Source organism: Sphaerisporangium viridialbum (assembly GCF_049674955.1).
Classification (GTDB): Bacteria; Actinomycetota; Actinomycetes; order Streptosporangiales; family Streptosporangiaceae; genus Sphaerisporangium; species Sphaerisporangium viridialbum.
This window is the reverse complement of the sequence record NZ_CP187232.1, coordinates 7,732,506-7,747,828: the sequence shown is the minus strand read 5'-3', so window position 1 is coordinate 7,747,828 and position 15,323 is coordinate 7,732,506. Positions and strand designations below refer to the sequence as shown.

11 protein-coding genes are annotated in these 15,323 nt (G+C 70.6%); 6 read left to right on the top strand and 5 right to left on the bottom strand.

What is annotated here, in order from left to right; all coding sequences use genetic code 11:
* The first annotated feature begins 182 nt into the window (after nt 1-182).
* A complete protein-coding gene (locus tag ACOZ38_RS34840) occupies nt 183-1,361 on the top strand; it encodes an ROK family transcriptional regulator (RefSeq protein ID WP_405140369.1) in 1,179 nt (392 codons plus the stop codon).
* Between the two features lie 22 nt (nt 1,362-1,383).
* Here the strand turns inward: ACOZ38_RS34840 and ACOZ38_RS34835 are convergent, their stop codons facing one another.
* From ACOZ38_RS34835 to ACOZ38_RS34820, 4 genes are read right to left on the bottom strand one after another with little or no spacing between them, the layout of a single operon-like run.
* Nucleotides 1,384-2,838, bottom strand: coding sequence for a glycoside hydrolase family 3 protein (locus tag ACOZ38_RS34835; RefSeq protein ID WP_424535286.1), 1,455 nt, complete (start codon nt 2,836-2,838; stop codon nt 1,384-1,386).
* A gap of 45 nt (nt 2,839-2,883) precedes the next feature.
* On the bottom strand, nt 2,884-3,735 hold the full coding sequence (locus tag ACOZ38_RS34830; RefSeq protein WP_424535285.1) for a carbohydrate ABC transporter permease: 852 nt from the start codon (nt 3,733-3,735) through the stop codon (nt 2,884-2,886).
* Nucleotides 3,732-4,748 (bottom strand): carbohydrate ABC transporter permease, encoded by a 1,017-nt coding sequence (locus ACOZ38_RS34825; protein ID WP_424535284.1) that lies wholly within the window; start codon nt 4,746-4,748, stop codon nt 3,732-3,734. Before ACOZ38_RS34825 ends, ACOZ38_RS34830 begins: the two co-directional genes overlap by 4 nt.
* 2 nt (nt 4,749-4,750) lie before the next feature.
* On the bottom strand, nt 4,751-6,085 hold the full coding sequence (locus ACOZ38_RS34820; protein WP_424535283.1) for a sugar ABC transporter substrate-binding protein: 1,335 nt from the start codon (nt 6,083-6,085) through the stop codon (nt 4,751-4,753).
* Between the two features lie 215 nt (nt 6,086-6,300).
* On the opposite strand from ACOZ38_RS34820, the gene ACOZ38_RS34815 reads away from it, so the two are divergent.
* On the top strand, nt 6,301-7,563 hold the full coding sequence (locus ACOZ38_RS34815; RefSeq protein ID WP_424535282.1) for an ROK family protein: 1,263 nt from the start codon (nt 6,301-6,303) through the stop codon (nt 7,561-7,563).
* Between the two features lie 53 nt (nt 7,564-7,616).
* The gene (locus ACOZ38_RS34810) at nt 7,617-8,264 is read left to right on the top strand and encodes a M15 family metallopeptidase (protein ID WP_424535281.1); all 648 of its coding nucleotides are present in this window, start codon (nt 7,617-7,619) and stop codon (nt 8,262-8,264) included.
* Between the two features lie 71 nt (nt 8,265-8,335).
* Here ACOZ38_RS34810 and ACOZ38_RS34805 read toward each other — a convergent pair whose 3' ends face one another.
* Nucleotides 8,336-13,048 carry an ATP-dependent helicase gene (locus ACOZ38_RS34805; protein WP_424535280.1) on the bottom strand — a complete coding sequence of 1,571 codons (4,713 nt, stop codon included), beginning with the start codon at nt 13,046-13,048 and terminating at the stop codon, nt 8,336-8,338.
* Between the two features lie 105 nt (nt 13,049-13,153).
* On the opposite strand from ACOZ38_RS34805, the gene ACOZ38_RS34800 reads away from it, so the two are divergent.
* From ACOZ38_RS34800 to recA, 3 genes are all read left to right on the top strand, one after another.
* Nucleotides 13,154-13,642: a VOC family protein gene (locus tag ACOZ38_RS34800; protein WP_424535279.1), complete on the top strand. Its 489-nt coding sequence runs from the start codon at nt 13,154-13,156 to the stop codon at nt 13,640-13,642.
* A gap of 85 nt (nt 13,643-13,727) precedes the next feature.
* Nucleotides 13,728-13,922 carry a DUF3046 domain-containing protein gene (locus ACOZ38_RS34795; protein ID WP_405140353.1) on the top strand — a complete coding sequence of 65 codons (195 nt, stop codon included), beginning with the start codon at nt 13,728-13,730 and terminating at the stop codon, nt 13,920-13,922.
* 298 nt (nt 13,923-14,220) lie between these two features.
* Complete coding sequence (gene recA / locus ACOZ38_RS34790) at nt 14,221-15,309, top strand: recombinase RecA (RefSeq protein WP_424535278.1); 1,089 nt, start codon at nt 14,221-14,223, stop codon at nt 15,307-15,309.
* Nucleotides 15,310-15,323: the final 14 nt, after the last annotated feature.

Genomic DNA, 15,323 nt, shown 5'->3' with positions numbered 1-15,323 from the left:
GATCCTCGTGTCTTTGTGGGTCGAAGGCAAGGGCCGGCAATGAAGAGGGCGGGCCGGCGGGCGACGATACCCGGGAGGCAATGCCGGTAAACTAGCAGGAAGCTTTACTGATGAATGGTTGTGTCACACCGCGCCGCGCTTTGTGATGAACCCAACGGGGACCGACGACAAGAAAGCATGCAATGGAGCGACGTCCTGGCGTGCCCAGGTTGCTACGGGAGATCAACGACCGGGCCGCGCTGGAGCTGCTGCTGGCCTCGGGCCCGCTGACCAGGGGGCAGATCGGTGACATGACCGGTCTTTCCAAGGTCACCGCGTCCCAGACTCTGTCGAGGCTCGAAGAGCGCGGCCTGGTCGAGGTGGTCGGAGAACAGGCGGGGAACCGGGGGCCCAATGCGGCCCTTTATGGGGTGATTCCATCATCCGCCTATGTGGCCGGCCTCGATGTCGGGCCGGAATCGGTGACCACCGCCATCGCGGATATCAACGGCGAAATCGTGGCAGAGGTGACGGTTTCCACCAATGGGCACGGCGATCCCGTCGCGCTCGTGCACAACGCCGTGGTGAAGGCCTGCCGCTCGGGCAAGGTCGCCCTGTCCCGCCTGAAGGGCATCGTGATCGGCACGCCCGGCGTGGTCGACCCCCGCAGCGGAGACGTGAAGTTCTCCTTCGACCTGCCCGGCTGGCACGAGGGCAGCCACCAGGCCCTGGCCCATGACCTGCGGCGACCCGTCACCATAGAGAACGACGTGAACCTCGCGGCCATCGCCGAGCACTCCGAGGGCGCGGCCAGGGGCGTCGACGACTTCGTCCTGCTCTGGGTGGAGCGCGGCGTCGGCCTCGCCGTCGTCCTCGGCGGCAGGCTGCACCGCGGGCGTTCCGGCAGCGCCGGTGAGATCGGCTACCTGCCGGTGCCGGGGGTGCCGCTGGCCGCCGACGTCAAGGCCGTGCCGGGGCGGATGCCCGCGCTGGCGGGTGGCCTGCAGTCCCTGATCAGTGCCGAGGCGGTGGCCGAGCTGGCCGAGCCGTACGGCTTCGCGGGCGGGTCCGCCGCCGACGCCGTGCGCGCGGCCGTCGAGAGCGGCGACGGGGGTTCGGCGTTCCTCGACGAGCTGGCCCACCGGCTCGCCCTCGGCGTCGCGTCGGTGTGCGTCGTCCTCGACCCGACGCTCGTCGTGCTCAACGGCGAGGTCGGCAGGGCGGGCGGCGGCGCGCTGACCCACCGGGTGGAGGAGGCCGTGGCCGCCATCTGCCCGATCAGGCCGGAGGTCGTCGTCAGCGACGTCAAGGGCCGGCCGGTCCTGCGCGGAGCCATCCTGGCGGCCCTGGACCAGGCCCGTGAGGAGATCTTCGCCTCCTGACGGGCCCGGCCTTCCGGCGTCGTCAGGCGGTGAGGAGCTCCGCCGCCGCCTGGGCGTTGGCGCGGGCGGCGCCGTACGTCGCGATGTAGGCGCCCGCGGAGGGGCGCCAGATGGGCAGGCCCATCTCGACCACCGTTGCGTCCGGCCGCCCGGCCAGCAGCGCCGACACGATGTCCTGGCTCGCACGGTGGCGGTGGGCGTCCTTCACGACGATCACCAGCGAGCGGCCCAGGGCACGCTGCAGCAGCCCGGCCGCGTCCGCGGTGTCGGGCTTGACCCGCGCGATCTCGGCGTCCGGGAGCCACGGGGCGAACCCCCACGGCACGTCCCCGACCGCGATCGTCGGTGGGGTGTCCACCTCGACGACGAACGGGTCGATCAGCGGGGTCGCCGTGCCGGACAGGCTGACCGCCCGGCGCGCGGCGGTGAGGCCGATCACGTTGCCGTCCCTGGCCTCCTCGCGCGGCCTTCCGAACCAGCCGCGCAGCCGTGCCACGCGCTCGGCGGCCTCCTCCAGGCGGGCGAGCGTAAGCCGCCCGTCGCGCACGGCGGCCACGATCTCGGACTTGATCTGCTGGATCTGCTCCCGGGTGGGCAGGGGCCCGAGGCAGAGCAGGTCCGACCCGGCGGCCAGCGAGAGCACCGCGCCGCCTCCGAGCCCCACGCTCTCGGTGATCGCGTGCATGTCGAGGGCGTCGGAGATCACCACGCCGTCATAACCGAGCTCACCCCTGAGCAGCTCGGTCAGCGCCGCGGGCGACAGGGTGGCGGGAGCCGTACCGGTCAGGAACGGGACCCGCACGTGCGCGGTCATGATCGACTTGGTGCCGGCCTCGATGGCGGCGCGGAAGGGGACGAGCTCGCGGTCCCACAGCACCTCGCGGGAGACGTCCACCACGGGGATCTCCAGGTGGGAGTCCTGCCGGGTGGCGCCGTGCCCAGGGAAGTGCTTGACGCAGGCCGCCACTCCGGCGTCCTGCAGCCCCGAGACGGCCGCCACGGTGTGCCGGGCGACCAGGGCCGTGTCGGAGCCGAACGACCGGGTGCCGATGACGGGGTTGTCGTCGGCGGTGTTGACGTCCGCGTCGGGCGCCATGTCGAGGTTGACGCCGCAGCGGGCCAGGTCGTCGCCGATCGAGCGGTAGACCCTGCGGGTCAGCTCGATGTCGTCCACGGCGCCGAGGGCCGCGTTGCCCGGGTACGGGCTGCCGACGTGGTAGGCGAGCCGGGTGACGTCCCCGCCTTCCTCGTCCAGGCTGATGACCGGGTCGCCGGCGCTCCGCAGCCGCGCGGTGAGAGCCGCCAGCCGCTCGGCCCCCGCGACGTTGAAGCCGAAGAGCGTGACCCCGCCCAGACCGTCCTCCAGGTCGTGGAGGATCCAGTCGGGGGCGGTGGTGCCGGGGAAGGCCACGAGCAGCGTGCCGGCCGCGAGACGGTGCAGCCCCCGATCGCCATCGCCCACGGAGAACTCAGACATGGCAGTACTCGACTCCTTAGCTCAGAGTTGGGAAGGCTGGGGTGTTCAGCCTTTCACGGCGCCGGCGACCAGGCCCGAGACCATGCGCCGCTGCACCAGCAGGAAGAACGCGATGACCGGGATGGTCATCAGCGTCGAGGCGGCCATGATGCCGCCCCAGTCCGTGGACCGCTGTCCGGTGAAGAACTGCAACGCCACGGGCATCGTGTACGAGCCCTGGTCGTTGATCAGCGTCAGCGCGAAGACGAACTCGTTCCAGGCGGTGATGAACGAGAAGATGCTCGTCGCCACCAGCCCCGGTGCCACCAGGGGGAACAGTACCTTCCAGAACGTGATGAACCGGCTGGCGCCGTCGATCGAGGCCGCCTCCTCCAGTTCCTTGGGCACGGCGGCCACGAAGGTCCGCAGCATCCAGATCGCGAAGGGGAGCGTGAACCCCACGTTGACGATGATCAGGCCGAGGAGCTCGTCGTACAGCCCCAGCCGCTTCACCATGAGGAACAGCGGGATCAGCAGCGCCTCGGCGGGCACCATCTGCACGATCAGCAGCAGGATCAGGAAGCTCGTGCGGAACCGGAACCTGAAGCGCGCGACCGCGGTGGCGGCGAGTAGCGCGAAGACCGAGCCGATGAGCACGGTGCCCACGGCGACGATCGCGCTGTTCAACAGGTACTGCCAGATGGAGTGCCCCGCGACGCCCTTGGTGAGCACCCGCGACACGTGGTCGAAGGTCGGCGACAGCGGAAACGGGATGAACCGCGTGGTGAAGATCTCGTCGTTGGGCTTGAACGCGGTCGCGACCATCCAGTAGACGGGAAAGACGGCGAACAGGAACACGACGACGCCGGCCGCGTTCAGCCCGTACTGCTTGAGCTGCTTGACGGATCGCGGGTTCACCGCACGTCCTCCGTTTTCACGATTTGCCGGACATATACGGCGGTGATCAGCAGCATGATCACCGTGAGGATGACGGCGATCGCGGCGCCGAAGCCCATCTTGGGCGGCGCGCTGAACGCCTCGGTGTACGCCCAGAGCGACAGGTTGAACGAGTCACGGTTGGTGGTGCCGCCCGCCAGCACGTACAGCTGGGTGAAGACCTTGAAGTCCCAGATGACGGAGAGCACCAGCAGGACGGAGAACACCGGCTTCAGAAGAGGGAAGGTGATCTTCCTGAAAGTCCTGGTGGGCGTCGAGCCGTCCACCCTGGCCGCCTCGTACAGCTCCGACGGGATGCTCTTGAGACCCGCCAGCACCGACACCGCGATGAACGGGAACGACGCCCAGACCACCGCGATGATCAGCACCAGGTAGATGGTGGTGGGATCGTTGAGCCAGGGCTGGCCCGACCAGTCGGCCCGTCCGAACACCAGGCTGGAGAGCCAGTCGGGCAGCAGGTTGAGCGCCCAGTTGACCACGCCCGCGTCGGCGTCGAACAGCCACTTCCAGATGATCGCCGTCGCGGTGGGCGGGGTGGCCCAGGCGGCCATGATGCCGACGATGACGAAGGTCGACATCTTCTTGCCCAGCTTGTGGAGCAGGAGCCCGACCAGGGTGCCGCCGACGAGCGTCAGGGCGACGGTGATCAGGGCGAACATCACGGTGTTGCGCAGCGAGGTCCAGAACAGGTCCGACTGGAAGACCTGTGTGTAGTTGTCCATGCCGAGGAATTCGGCGGGCTGCGGGTTGGGCCTGATCTGCCGGAGTCCCACCTTGTGGAAGGACATGTCGACCATCTGGTACAGCGGGTAGAGCAGCAGGACCGCGATGACCAGGAGGCCCGGCAGGAGCAGCGCGTAGGGCACGACCCAGGCGGGAAGCCCGCTGGACCGGCGCGGAGGCCGGTGCGACCGGCGCCGCGCCGGGGCGGAGGACTTGCCTCCGCCCCGGGCGACAGTTGACGTCTGCGCCATGGTTACTGCTGGTTCAGGATGGTCTCGAGTTCCTTGTTCGCGTCCGCGAGGGCCGTGTCCGCGTCCTTCTTACCCTCGATGACGGAACGGGCCGCGTTCTGCAGGACGGCCTTGGTGTCGTTCGCCTCGGCCCAGTTCGGGCTGGCGGGGAAGCCCTTGGCGACCTTGAAGGTCTCCGCGAACGGCGCCTGCACCGGGTCGCTGGCGAACTCCGCCAGAGCGTCCGGGTAGAGCGGGAGCAGGCCGCCCTCCTTGGCGTACCGGGTGCCGAACTCCTTGCCCGCGGCCAGCTTGAGGTACTCGGCGGCGAGCTCGGGGCTCTTGGCGTCCTTCCAGATGGCGATGTCGTTGCCACCCTGGAAGGCCGGGGCCGGGCCGCTGCCCTCCTTGTTCGGGAGCGAGAAGAAGGCCATCTGGTCCTCGGCCACCTTGCCCTTGCTCTGCTCCTTGATGGTGGCGATGTCCCAGCCGCCGGTGACGTACATGCCGACCTTGCCGGCGGCGAAGCGCTGGCTGATGTCCACCGAGTTCTGGCTGAGGCGGGACTTGCCCGAGATGCCGTCCTTGGTGACCAGGTCGGTGTAGAACTGGAAGCCCTCCTTGAAGGCCGGGTCGGTCAGCTTGCCGACCCACTTGCCTCCCTCGAAGGCGGCGAAGTCGCCACCCGCCGACCATACGAACGGCGAGAGCGACATGTTGGCGTCGGAGCCGCCGTTGAAGGCGAAGCCGTCGACGTCCTTGCCCTTCTTCTCGACGATCTTCTTGCCCGCGGCGACGAGGTCCTCCCAGGTCTTGGGCACCTCGATGCCGAGGCTCTTGAACCAGTCCTTGCGGTAGAGGACGGCGCGGGTGCCGCCGCCCCACGGTGCCGCGTAGACCTTGCCGTCGATGGTCTCGTAGCCCCACAGGTTCTGCGGGATCTCCTGGAAGTCGGGGCTGGACTTGACCAGATCGCTGATATCGGTGAGGGCGTCCTGGGACACCCAGGCGGCCACCTGGTCGTTGCCGAACTCGGTGACGTCCGGGCCCTCTCCGCCCGCGAGCGCGGCGGTCCACTTCTTCTGGGCGTCCGGCCACGGGATCCACTGGACGTTGACCTCGGCGCCGGTCTGCTCCTTGAACTTGGCGTCAAGGTCGCCCATGTACTTGTTCTGCACGTCATTGGGGGCACCGAGCCGCCATACGTTCAGCGTCTGACCCGCGTACTTGGGACCAGAGGCGGCTGCTGACGCCTGGGGTTCCGCCGGCTTGGCGGGCTCGCCGCCTCCACACGCGCTGACACCAATGGCAAGAGCGGCGGTCGTGGCCGTCGCGGCGGCGATCTTTCCGAACTTCACGTTTGGGTTCTCCCTTCCCGGCTTCGCGTCGGGCTCGCGCTCATCGAAAGGTGCATTCAGGGGCCGTGCACCTGCGAAAGCGCCATCCTCGTGCTCCGCGCTGCGACATCCCGAGGCCTGATCGCTTGCCTGCGGGCTGACTGCCGCTAAACTAACAAGAAACTTTCTTAAAAGAAACGCCCGTTAGCGGATCGTGACGAGAGGGGCCCGACCCCATGCCCAGACGACATCCCGGGACACCCCGGCTGCTGCGTCAGCTCAACGACCGCGCGGCGCTGGAGCTCCTGCTCTCCGAAGGGCCCTTGACCCGGGCCGAGCTGGGAGAACACACGGGACTGTCCAAGGTGACCTCCGGCCAGCTGCTGGCACGCCTCGAGGAGCGCGGGCTCGTGGCCGTATCGGGGGAGCGCCCGGGAGGCAGGGGCCCCAACGCCGCGCTCTACGCGGTCGTCCCCGCAAGCGCCTACGTCGCCGGCCTTGAGGTGCTGCCCGGCAGCGTCACAGCCGGCGTCGCGGACATCACCGGCGAGATGATCGCCGAGGTCACCGTGGACCCCTGCGAGACCGGCGAGCCCGTGAAGACCGTGCACAGCGCGGTGCGGCGGGCCTGCGACTCGGCGAACGTGAGCATGTCCCGGCTGCGGGCGTTGGTCATCGGAACCCGCGGCGTGGTCGATCCGCGGACCGGCGACGTCCGCTTCTCCTTCGACCTCCCCTACTGGCACGCGGGAGTGCTCGCCGACCTCCGCGCCACGCTCGGCTCCTCTGTCATGATCGAGAACGATGTGAACCTCGCCGCGCTGGCCGAACACGCGTACGGGGCGGCGCGCGGCATCGATGACTTCGTCCTGGTGTGGTCGGGGGTGGGGCAGGGGCTCGGCGTCATGCTCGGCTCACGCCTGCACCGGGGCTTCACCGGAGGGGCGGGGGAGATCGGCTGGCTCCCCGTGCCCGGCGAGCCCCTGCCCATCGACGTCACCGAGCCGCAGTCCGGTTCCTTCCAGCGCCTCGTCGGCACCACCGCGGTCACCGAGCTCGCCGCCGCCCACGGCGTCCCCCACACCGCCGTTCCCCGCGACGAGGCCCCGTCCTTCACGGCGGACGGTTCGTCCACGATGGCGGAGGGCCCTTCGGCAGGGCCGTCCTACGCCCCGAGCTCGAGTGCCGAGATCGTCCGTGCGGCCGTCGAGGGCGGCCACCACGGCTTCCTCGACGAGCTGGCGAGGCGGATCGCCATCGGGGTCGCCGCGGTGACGGTCGTGCTCGATCCGGGCCTGATCGTGCTGAGCGGGGACGTGGGCCGGGCCGGTGGCCTCGCGCTCGCGCGGCGGGTCGAGGAGGCGGTGGCCCAGATCTGCCCGAGCCGTCCCAGGGTGACCGTGACCGAAGTCGTGGGAAACCCCGTGCTGCGGGGAGCCGTGATGGCCGCCCTCGGCCCGGCGCGTGAGGAGGTCTTCGCGAGCACGGTGGACGGCTGAGTAGATCTTTCTAGGGGTTCCCGAGTATGTCTTTTGTGGAAGACTTGCTGGTCATGCATAACATCGTCCTGATTTCTGACCCTCGGGTGACCTCCATTCCCGTGGAGGAGAGCGGAGAGGCGCTGGCCGATGTGCGCGGCGTCCTGGCCGTCGACGGCAGGCTGGCGGACCCCGACGGTTCCTACGCTCACCTCCGTGCGGGCCTGCTAGCCCGGCTCAAGGACGCGCAGCGGCGGCTCCCGTACGGCTACCGGCTGCTGGTGGTCGAGGGGTACCGGCCTCCGGCGCTTCAGCGGAAGTACTTCGAGGAGTACAAGGACGAGCTCAGGGCGACATTTCCCGAAATGTCGCCCGAGGAGCTGCACACGGCGGCGAGCCGGTACGTCTCCCCGATCGAGGTCGCGCCGCACACGGCGGGCGCGGCGGTCGACCTGACCCTCGCCGGCGAGGACGGCGTCGAGCTCGACATGGGCACGGCGGTCAACGCCAACCCCGAGGAGAGCGACGGCGCCTGCTACACCGCCGCGCTCAACATCACCGCCGAAGCGCGTGAGCACCGCAAGATCCTCGGCGACGCCCTTGAGGCCGCGGGACTGGTCAACTACCCGACCGAATGGTGGCACTGGTCCTACGGCGACCGCTACTGGGCCATGACCACCGGCGCCGAGGCGGCCCTCTACGGCCCCCGCCCCCTAACCTGACCCCCTAAGCCATTTCGACCCCGGGACGGGCAGCGGGGAAGCCGTTCGGGCCGTGCAGCTGGGCGGGCGGGTCAGGCGCGCAGGCGTAGGCCGCGGGGGGTGGGGTGGAAGCCCGCGGCCTCCAGGGCGGAGGCCAGCGGGGAGTTGACGATCGCCGTGCCGTCGGCCTTCTCGACCGTCAGCTTCCCGAGGGCTCCGTCGCGCACGGCCAGCGCCAGCGCGTCGACCGCCGGCTGCAGCCGGTCGTCGTCGGCGAAGGACAGCAGCGTCTTGCCGCCGCGCTCGACATAGAGCACCAGACGGCCGTCGACCAGCACCACCAGCGCGCCCGCCTTGCGCCCCGGCTTGTGCGTGATCTCTCCCGGATGGGCGGGCCACGGCAGGGCCGCCCCGTACGGGTTGGCGGGGTCGGTCGCGGCGAGGACCACCGCGCGCCGCTCGCTCGTGGCACCGCTCCGCGGGCGGGGACCGCCGACCTCGGAGAACAGCGTCGACGCGATGGCCCGCATGCGGTCGACGGCGCCGGGAAGCGCGAACTGGGCGCCTCCCAGGCCCTCGACGAAGTAGCCGCGACGGCACCGCCCGGTCTCCTCGAACGCCCGCAGCACGGGATAGACGGTGGCGAAACCTCCGGTGAGACGCTCTGCGGCCACCGCGCCCTTGGTGACCACGCCGTGCCGTTCGAGCAGCACCTCGGCCTGGGCGTGGGCGCGCTGGGTGGCGTCGGCGGAGGGCTCGGGCAGCGGCCACCAGCGGCCGCTCACGGTCGGAGGCCCTGAGCGGGTGGGCAGTACGGCCCTGCGCCTGCGGGCCGTCGTCGCGCGGTGCGCGGGCCGCCCGGAGCCGAGCGCCGCCCGCAGGGGCGCGAGCGTGTCGCCGGACACCCGCCCCGCCCACACGAGATCCCACAGCACGCCGGCGAGCGCGGTGTCGTCCATCGAACCGACCCGGTTGCCGAGGTCGCGGAAGAACAGCGCCCCGCCGCCGCTCAGCGCCGCGAGGACCTTCTCGTGCAGTGGGGTCATCGTGATCTCGGCCGGTGGAGGCAGCAGCAGCGGAGCGGTGTCGGCGAAGAACAGCGCCACCCAGCCGTCACCGCCGGGAAGCGAACCCTGACCGGCCCACACGACCTCACCCGAGGCGGTCAGCTCGTCGAGCAGGGAGGGCTCGTACCCCGGAACCCTGCTCGGCAGGATCAGCGTCTCCAGCGCGGAGGCCGGCACGGCCGCGCCCTGCAACTGCTCGATGGCGTGCACCAGAGCATCCATGCCCCGGGCCGATCGGCCCTCGGTGATGCCGTGCCACGCCGGGGAGAACGCGCCCAGGGCCTCGGGAGGCACCGGCTCGACCTCCTTGCGGAGCCGGGCCAGCGACCTGCGTCGCAGCAGCCGGAGCACCCCCGCGTCGCACCACTCCTCACCCCAGCCGCCCGGCCGGAACTCGCCGGACACGACCCTTCCCGACGAGGCCAGCCGCCGCAGGGCGTCCACCACCACCGCGACGCCGAGGCCGAACCTGACCGCGGCCGTCGTGGCGGGGAACGGGCCGCGTGTGCGGGCATGCCGGGCGAGGAGATCGCCGAGCGGATCGGCCACCGGCTCCAGGAAGGCGTGCGGCAGGCCCATCGGCAGAGGGACGCCGAGCGCGTCGCGCAGCCTGGCGGCGTCCTCGATCGCCGCCCACTGCTCGACCCCGGCGACCCGCACCCGGATGGCGCGCCGGGCCCTCTCGAGCTCGGCCAGCCATGTGGGGTCGCCCTCGCGCACCGTGACGTCCTCCGCCTGCAACGGGCCGTGGGTCCGCAGCAGGTCGGCGAGGTCCTCGGCGTCGCGCAGGGGACGGTCGAGCCTGGCGAGCTCGCGCTCGGTGTCGGCCACCACATCGGGGTCGAGCAGCTCGCGAAGATCGGCCTCCCCGAGCAGCTCGGCCAGCAGGTGGGTGTCCAGGGCGAGCGCCTGGGCCCGGCGCTCCGCCAGCGGCGCGTCCCCTTCGTACATGAAGGCGCCGACGTAGGCGAAGAGCATGGACGCCGCGAAGGGCGAGGCCTGGTCGGTCTCCACCTCCACCACCCGCACGCGCCGGGCGCCGATGTCGCGCATGAGCTGGACCAGCCCCGGAACGTCGAAGACATCCTGGAGGCACTCGCGCATGGTTTCGAGCACCACGGGGAACGAGCCGTACTTGCTCGCGACCTTCAGCAGGTTGGCGGCCCGCTGCCGCTGCTGCCAGAGGGGAGACCGCCTGCCAGGGCTGCGCCGGGGCAGCAGGAGCGCGCGGCCGGCGCACTCGCGGAACCGCGACGCGAACAGCGCCGACCCGCCCAGCTCCTCGGTGACGATCTGCTCGATCTCGTCGGCGTCGAAGATCGCCACGTCGGTGGGCGCCCCTTCGAGCGTGTCGGGGATGCGCAGCACGATGCCGTCGTCGGAGTGCATGGTCTGCACGTCGATGTCGTACCGCTCGCGCAGCCGCCGCCCGATCGCGAGCGCCCACGGCGCGTGGACGCGGGCACCGTACGGGGTGTGGATCACCACGCGCCAGTCGCCGAGCTCGTCGTGGAAGCGCTCGACGAGCAGGGTGCGATCGTCGGGCACGTAACCGGTGGCCGCACGCTGCTCGGCGAGATAGGCGAGGAGGTTGCCGACGGCGAACGCGTCGAGCCCGGCCTCGGTGAGCCGCTCGGTCTTGCCCCCGGACAGCTCGCGCAGGAACGCCCCGAGCGCCCGGCCCAGCTCGGCGGGACGGCCCGGCGCGTCGCCGTGCCAGAACGGCAGCTTGCCCGGCTGGCCGGGAGCGGGGGAGACCAGCACCCGGTCGGCCGTGATGTCCTCGATGCGCCAGGAGGTGGCGCCCAGCACGAAGACGTCGCCCACCCGGGACTCGTAGACCATCTCCTCGTCGAGCTCGCCGACCCTCCTGCCGCCGCCCCGGGTGTCGCCTCCGACCAGGAAGACGCCGAACATGCCGCGGTCGGGGATGGTGCCGGCGTTGGTCACCGCGAGGCGCTGGGCTCCGGGACGGCCCGTGACGCGGCCGGTCACGCGGTCCCACACGATGCGCGGGCGCAACTCGGCGAACTCTTCACTGGGATAGCGCCCGGCGAGCATGTCGAGCGTGGCCTCGAGCGCGCTGCGGGGCAGCGTGGCATAGGGGGCGGCCCGCCTGACCAGCGTCTCCAGCTCGTCGACCGTCCACTCGTCGAGGGCGCACATCGCCACGATCTGCTGGGCCAGCACGTCGAGGGGGTTGCGCGGATAGCGCATCTCCTCGATCTCGCCGGACTTCATGCGCTCGGACACGACGGCCGTCTGGACCAGGTCGCCGCGGTACTTGGGGAAGATCACGCCCCTGGAGACGGCGCCGACCTGGTGGCCCGCCCGGCCGATGCGCTGCAACCCGCTGGCGACGCTGGGCGGCGCCTCCACGCAGGCGACCAGGTCGACCGAGCCCATGTCGATGCCGAGCTCCAGGCTGGAGGTCGCCACCACGGCGGGCAGGCGGCCGGACTTCAGCGCCTCCTCGATCTGCGCCCGCTCCTCCTTGGAGACCGACCCGTGGTGGGCGCGCACGATCTCGGGCACCGCCCCCTTCGTGGAACCGGCCTGCGCCATGACCACGGCCGGTGGGGGCAGCGCGGGCGGTGAGCACGCGCCGGGCGGGAGCCCGTCACCGGTGACGGGGTCGTCGGCCGGGGGCGCCATGCGTTCGAAGGCCAGCTCGTTGAGCCGCGCGCACAGGCGCTCGGCGAGGCGCCGCGAGTTCGCGAACACGATCGTCGAACGGTGGGCCCCGATCAGATCGAGCAGATGCTCCTCCACGTGCGGCCAGATGGACCGCCGCGCCGGAGGCTCCATCGACCACGGGGTCTCACCGTCACCCCCACCCTCACCGGAGCCTTCGCCGGACAGGGCGGGCTGCTGGGGCGCGCCGTCGAGCTCGGTCATGTCCTCGACGGGGACGATCACCCGCACCTCGATGACCTTCTCCGAGGGCGGCTGCACGACCGTCGTCGGGCGGGCGCCGCCCAGGAAAGTCGCCACCTCGCTCACGGGGCGGACGGTGGCGGACAGGCCGACGCGCTGGGCCGGCCGGGCCAGCAGGGCGTCGAGCCGCTCCAGGGTGAGCGCGAGGTGGACGCCTCGTTTGGTGGCGGCGACCGCGTGCACCTCGTCGACGATGACCGTCTCGACCCCGCGCAGCGCGTCACGTGCCCTGCTGGTGAGCAGCAGGTAGAGCGACTCGGGGGTGGTGATCAGGATGTCGGCGGGATCGGCGGCGAAACGGCGGCGGTCCTCCGCGGCGGTGTCGCCGGACCGGATGGCCACGGAGATCTCGGGGACGGGCAGGCCCATGCGCCGGGCGGTCTGCTTGAGGCCCGCGAGCGGGGCTCTGAGGTTGCGCTCGACGTCGACCGCCAGCGCCTTCAGCGGCGACACATAGACGACGCGGCACTGCCGCGCCGGGCGCTCCCCTCGCGCCCCGGCCTTCCCCTGCCCTCGCCCTGCCTTCGAAGATCGGGTCTCCGCAGGCTCGGGGGTGGTCGTCCGCTCGGCGGCGAGGCGGTCGAGGGACCACAGGAAGGCGGCGAGGGTCTTGCCCGACCCGGTCGGCGCGACCACGAGCGTGTTGTCACCGCGCGCGATCGACCGCCATGCCCCCTCCTGCGCGGCCGTCGGCGCGGCGAAGGCGCCGGTGAACCATTGCCTGGTCACCGACGTGAAATGGTCGAGCGCGGATCCGGTCACGGCTTCATCATGCAACCCGCCACCGACAGAACGCGCCATCGCCCGTACCCGGGGCGCTCGACGGGACAAAGTTCCTGAAGATGCAGCACTCGGACGAAACGCCCAAGTCTTGACATGGGGCCCGCCTGCGACGTCACCTGAACTATGGACATCGACTACGCGGCCATCGAGGCGACCAGAAACCGCATCCGCGATCGGCACCTTCGCGCGCGGCGCCCCGAGAGCAGCGCACGCGGCCTTCACCACTTCGCGCTGATCTGCTCGGACGTCGAGCGGACGATCGACTTCTACCAGGGGATCCTGGAGTTCCCGCTGACGGAGATCTTCGAGAACCGCGACTACAGGGGGTCCAGCCACTTCTTCTTCGACATCGGCAACGGAAACCTGCTGGCGTTCTTCGATCTTCCGGGGCTGGACCTCGGGCCGTACCAGGAGGTGCTGGGCGGGCTGCACCACATCGCGATCTCCGTGGAGCGCGGGAAGTGGGAGATGCTCCGGGGCAAGCTGGACGAGGCGGGCGTGCCCTATCAGCTGGAGAGCGACGCCTCGATCTACTTCCGCGACCCCGACGGCGCCCGCCTGGAGCTCCTCGCCGACCCTCTGGGGGAGATGTACGGCACCCGCGTCCTGTGACCGCGTACCGCCGCACCGTGATCGGGGGGAGGTGCCTCCTAAGGGCCCGGTCCGTCCACGTGGTCTCCGGCACCATACTGGGGGGATGCGCCTGACCGAATTCTGGAACCGGATGAACCGCCACTTCGGTGAGCGGTATGCCGAGTCCTGGGCGCGTGACTACGTGATCGCGGAGCTGGGCGGCCGCACCGTGACGCAGGCCCTCGCCGACGGCGTGTCCGCCAAAGAGGTCTGGCGCGCCGTGTGCGGCGTAACCGACGTGGACTCCCGCCTACGCTGACCCCCCTCGCTCCCACGCCCGGCAGCCGGCCTGCCCGCCGGAGTCAAGCTCGCGGCACCGGCCTCTGGACGTACTGGCCTCTGAACGTACGGGCCGACCTCCGCCTCCACGTCATCGTCGCTGCTCCGCCGATTCGAAAGCGTTCGGGTCTCCGATGGCGTTGAGCTGTGATCGAACAATCGTTCGGCTATATTGAACTTGCCGACGGCCCTGGGCCCACTCCGGGAAAATGTCGGTGGCAGCCCGTAGCTTGCAAGCGACGGAAACGACTTCGACACACCCTCCAGGGGAGCACTCCATGGCAGCCAACGACCGCGAGAAGGCCCTTGAGACTGCTCTCGCTCAGATCGAGCGGCAGTTCGGCAAGGGCTCTGTCATGCGCCTCGGCGATGACGCGCGAGCCCCCATCGAGATCATTCCTACCGGGGCCATCGCGCTCGACGTCGCGCTCGGCATCGGCGGGTTCCCCCGTGGCCGCATCGTCGAGATCTACGGCCCCGAGTCCAGCGGTAAAACGACCGTGGCGCTCCACGCCGTCGCCAACGCTCAGCGCGGCGGCGGCATCGCCGCGTTCATCGACGCGGAGCACGCCCTCGACCCCGAGTACGCCGGCAAGCTCGGTGTCGACACCGACGCGCTCCTAGTCTCCCAGCCCGACACCGGTGAGCAGGCGCTTGAGATCGCCGACATGCTGATCCGCTCCGGCGCGATCGACCTCGTGGTCATCGACTCGGTCGCGGCCCTCGTGCCGAAGGCCGAGATCGAGGGCGAGATGGGCGACAGCCACGTGGGCCTCCAGGCCCGCCTGATGTCCCAGGCCCTCCGCAAGGTGGCCGGCGCCCTCAGCAACACCGGCACGACCGCGATCTTCATCAACCAGCTCCGCGAGAAGATCGGCGTCATGTTCGGGTCGCCCGAGACCACGACCGGTGGCAAGGCGCTCAAGTTCTACGCGTCGGTGCGTCTCGACGTCCGCCGCATCGAGACGCTCAAGGACGGCACCGAGGCGGTCGGCAACCGCACCCGCGTCAAGGTCGTGAAGAACAAGATGGCCCCGCCCTTCCGGGTGGCCGACTTCGACATCCTCTACGGCTTCGGCATCTCCCGCGAGGGCGGCCTGATCGACATGGGCGTCGAGCACGGCTTCGTCCGCAAGGCCGGCGCTTGGTACACATACGAGGGCGACCAGCTCGGGCAGGGCAAGGAGAACGCCCGTAACTTCCTGAAGAACAACCCCGACATCGCCAACGAGATCGAGAAGAAGATCAAGGAGAAGCTCGGCGTCGGGCCTCGCCTCGACAGCCCCGCCGAGGCTCTGGCCACCGTTCCCGCCGCGCCCGCTCCCTCCGGTCGTGGCAGCAAGGCGCCCAAGCCGGGTGACGTCTGATCTGAGCTGATCTC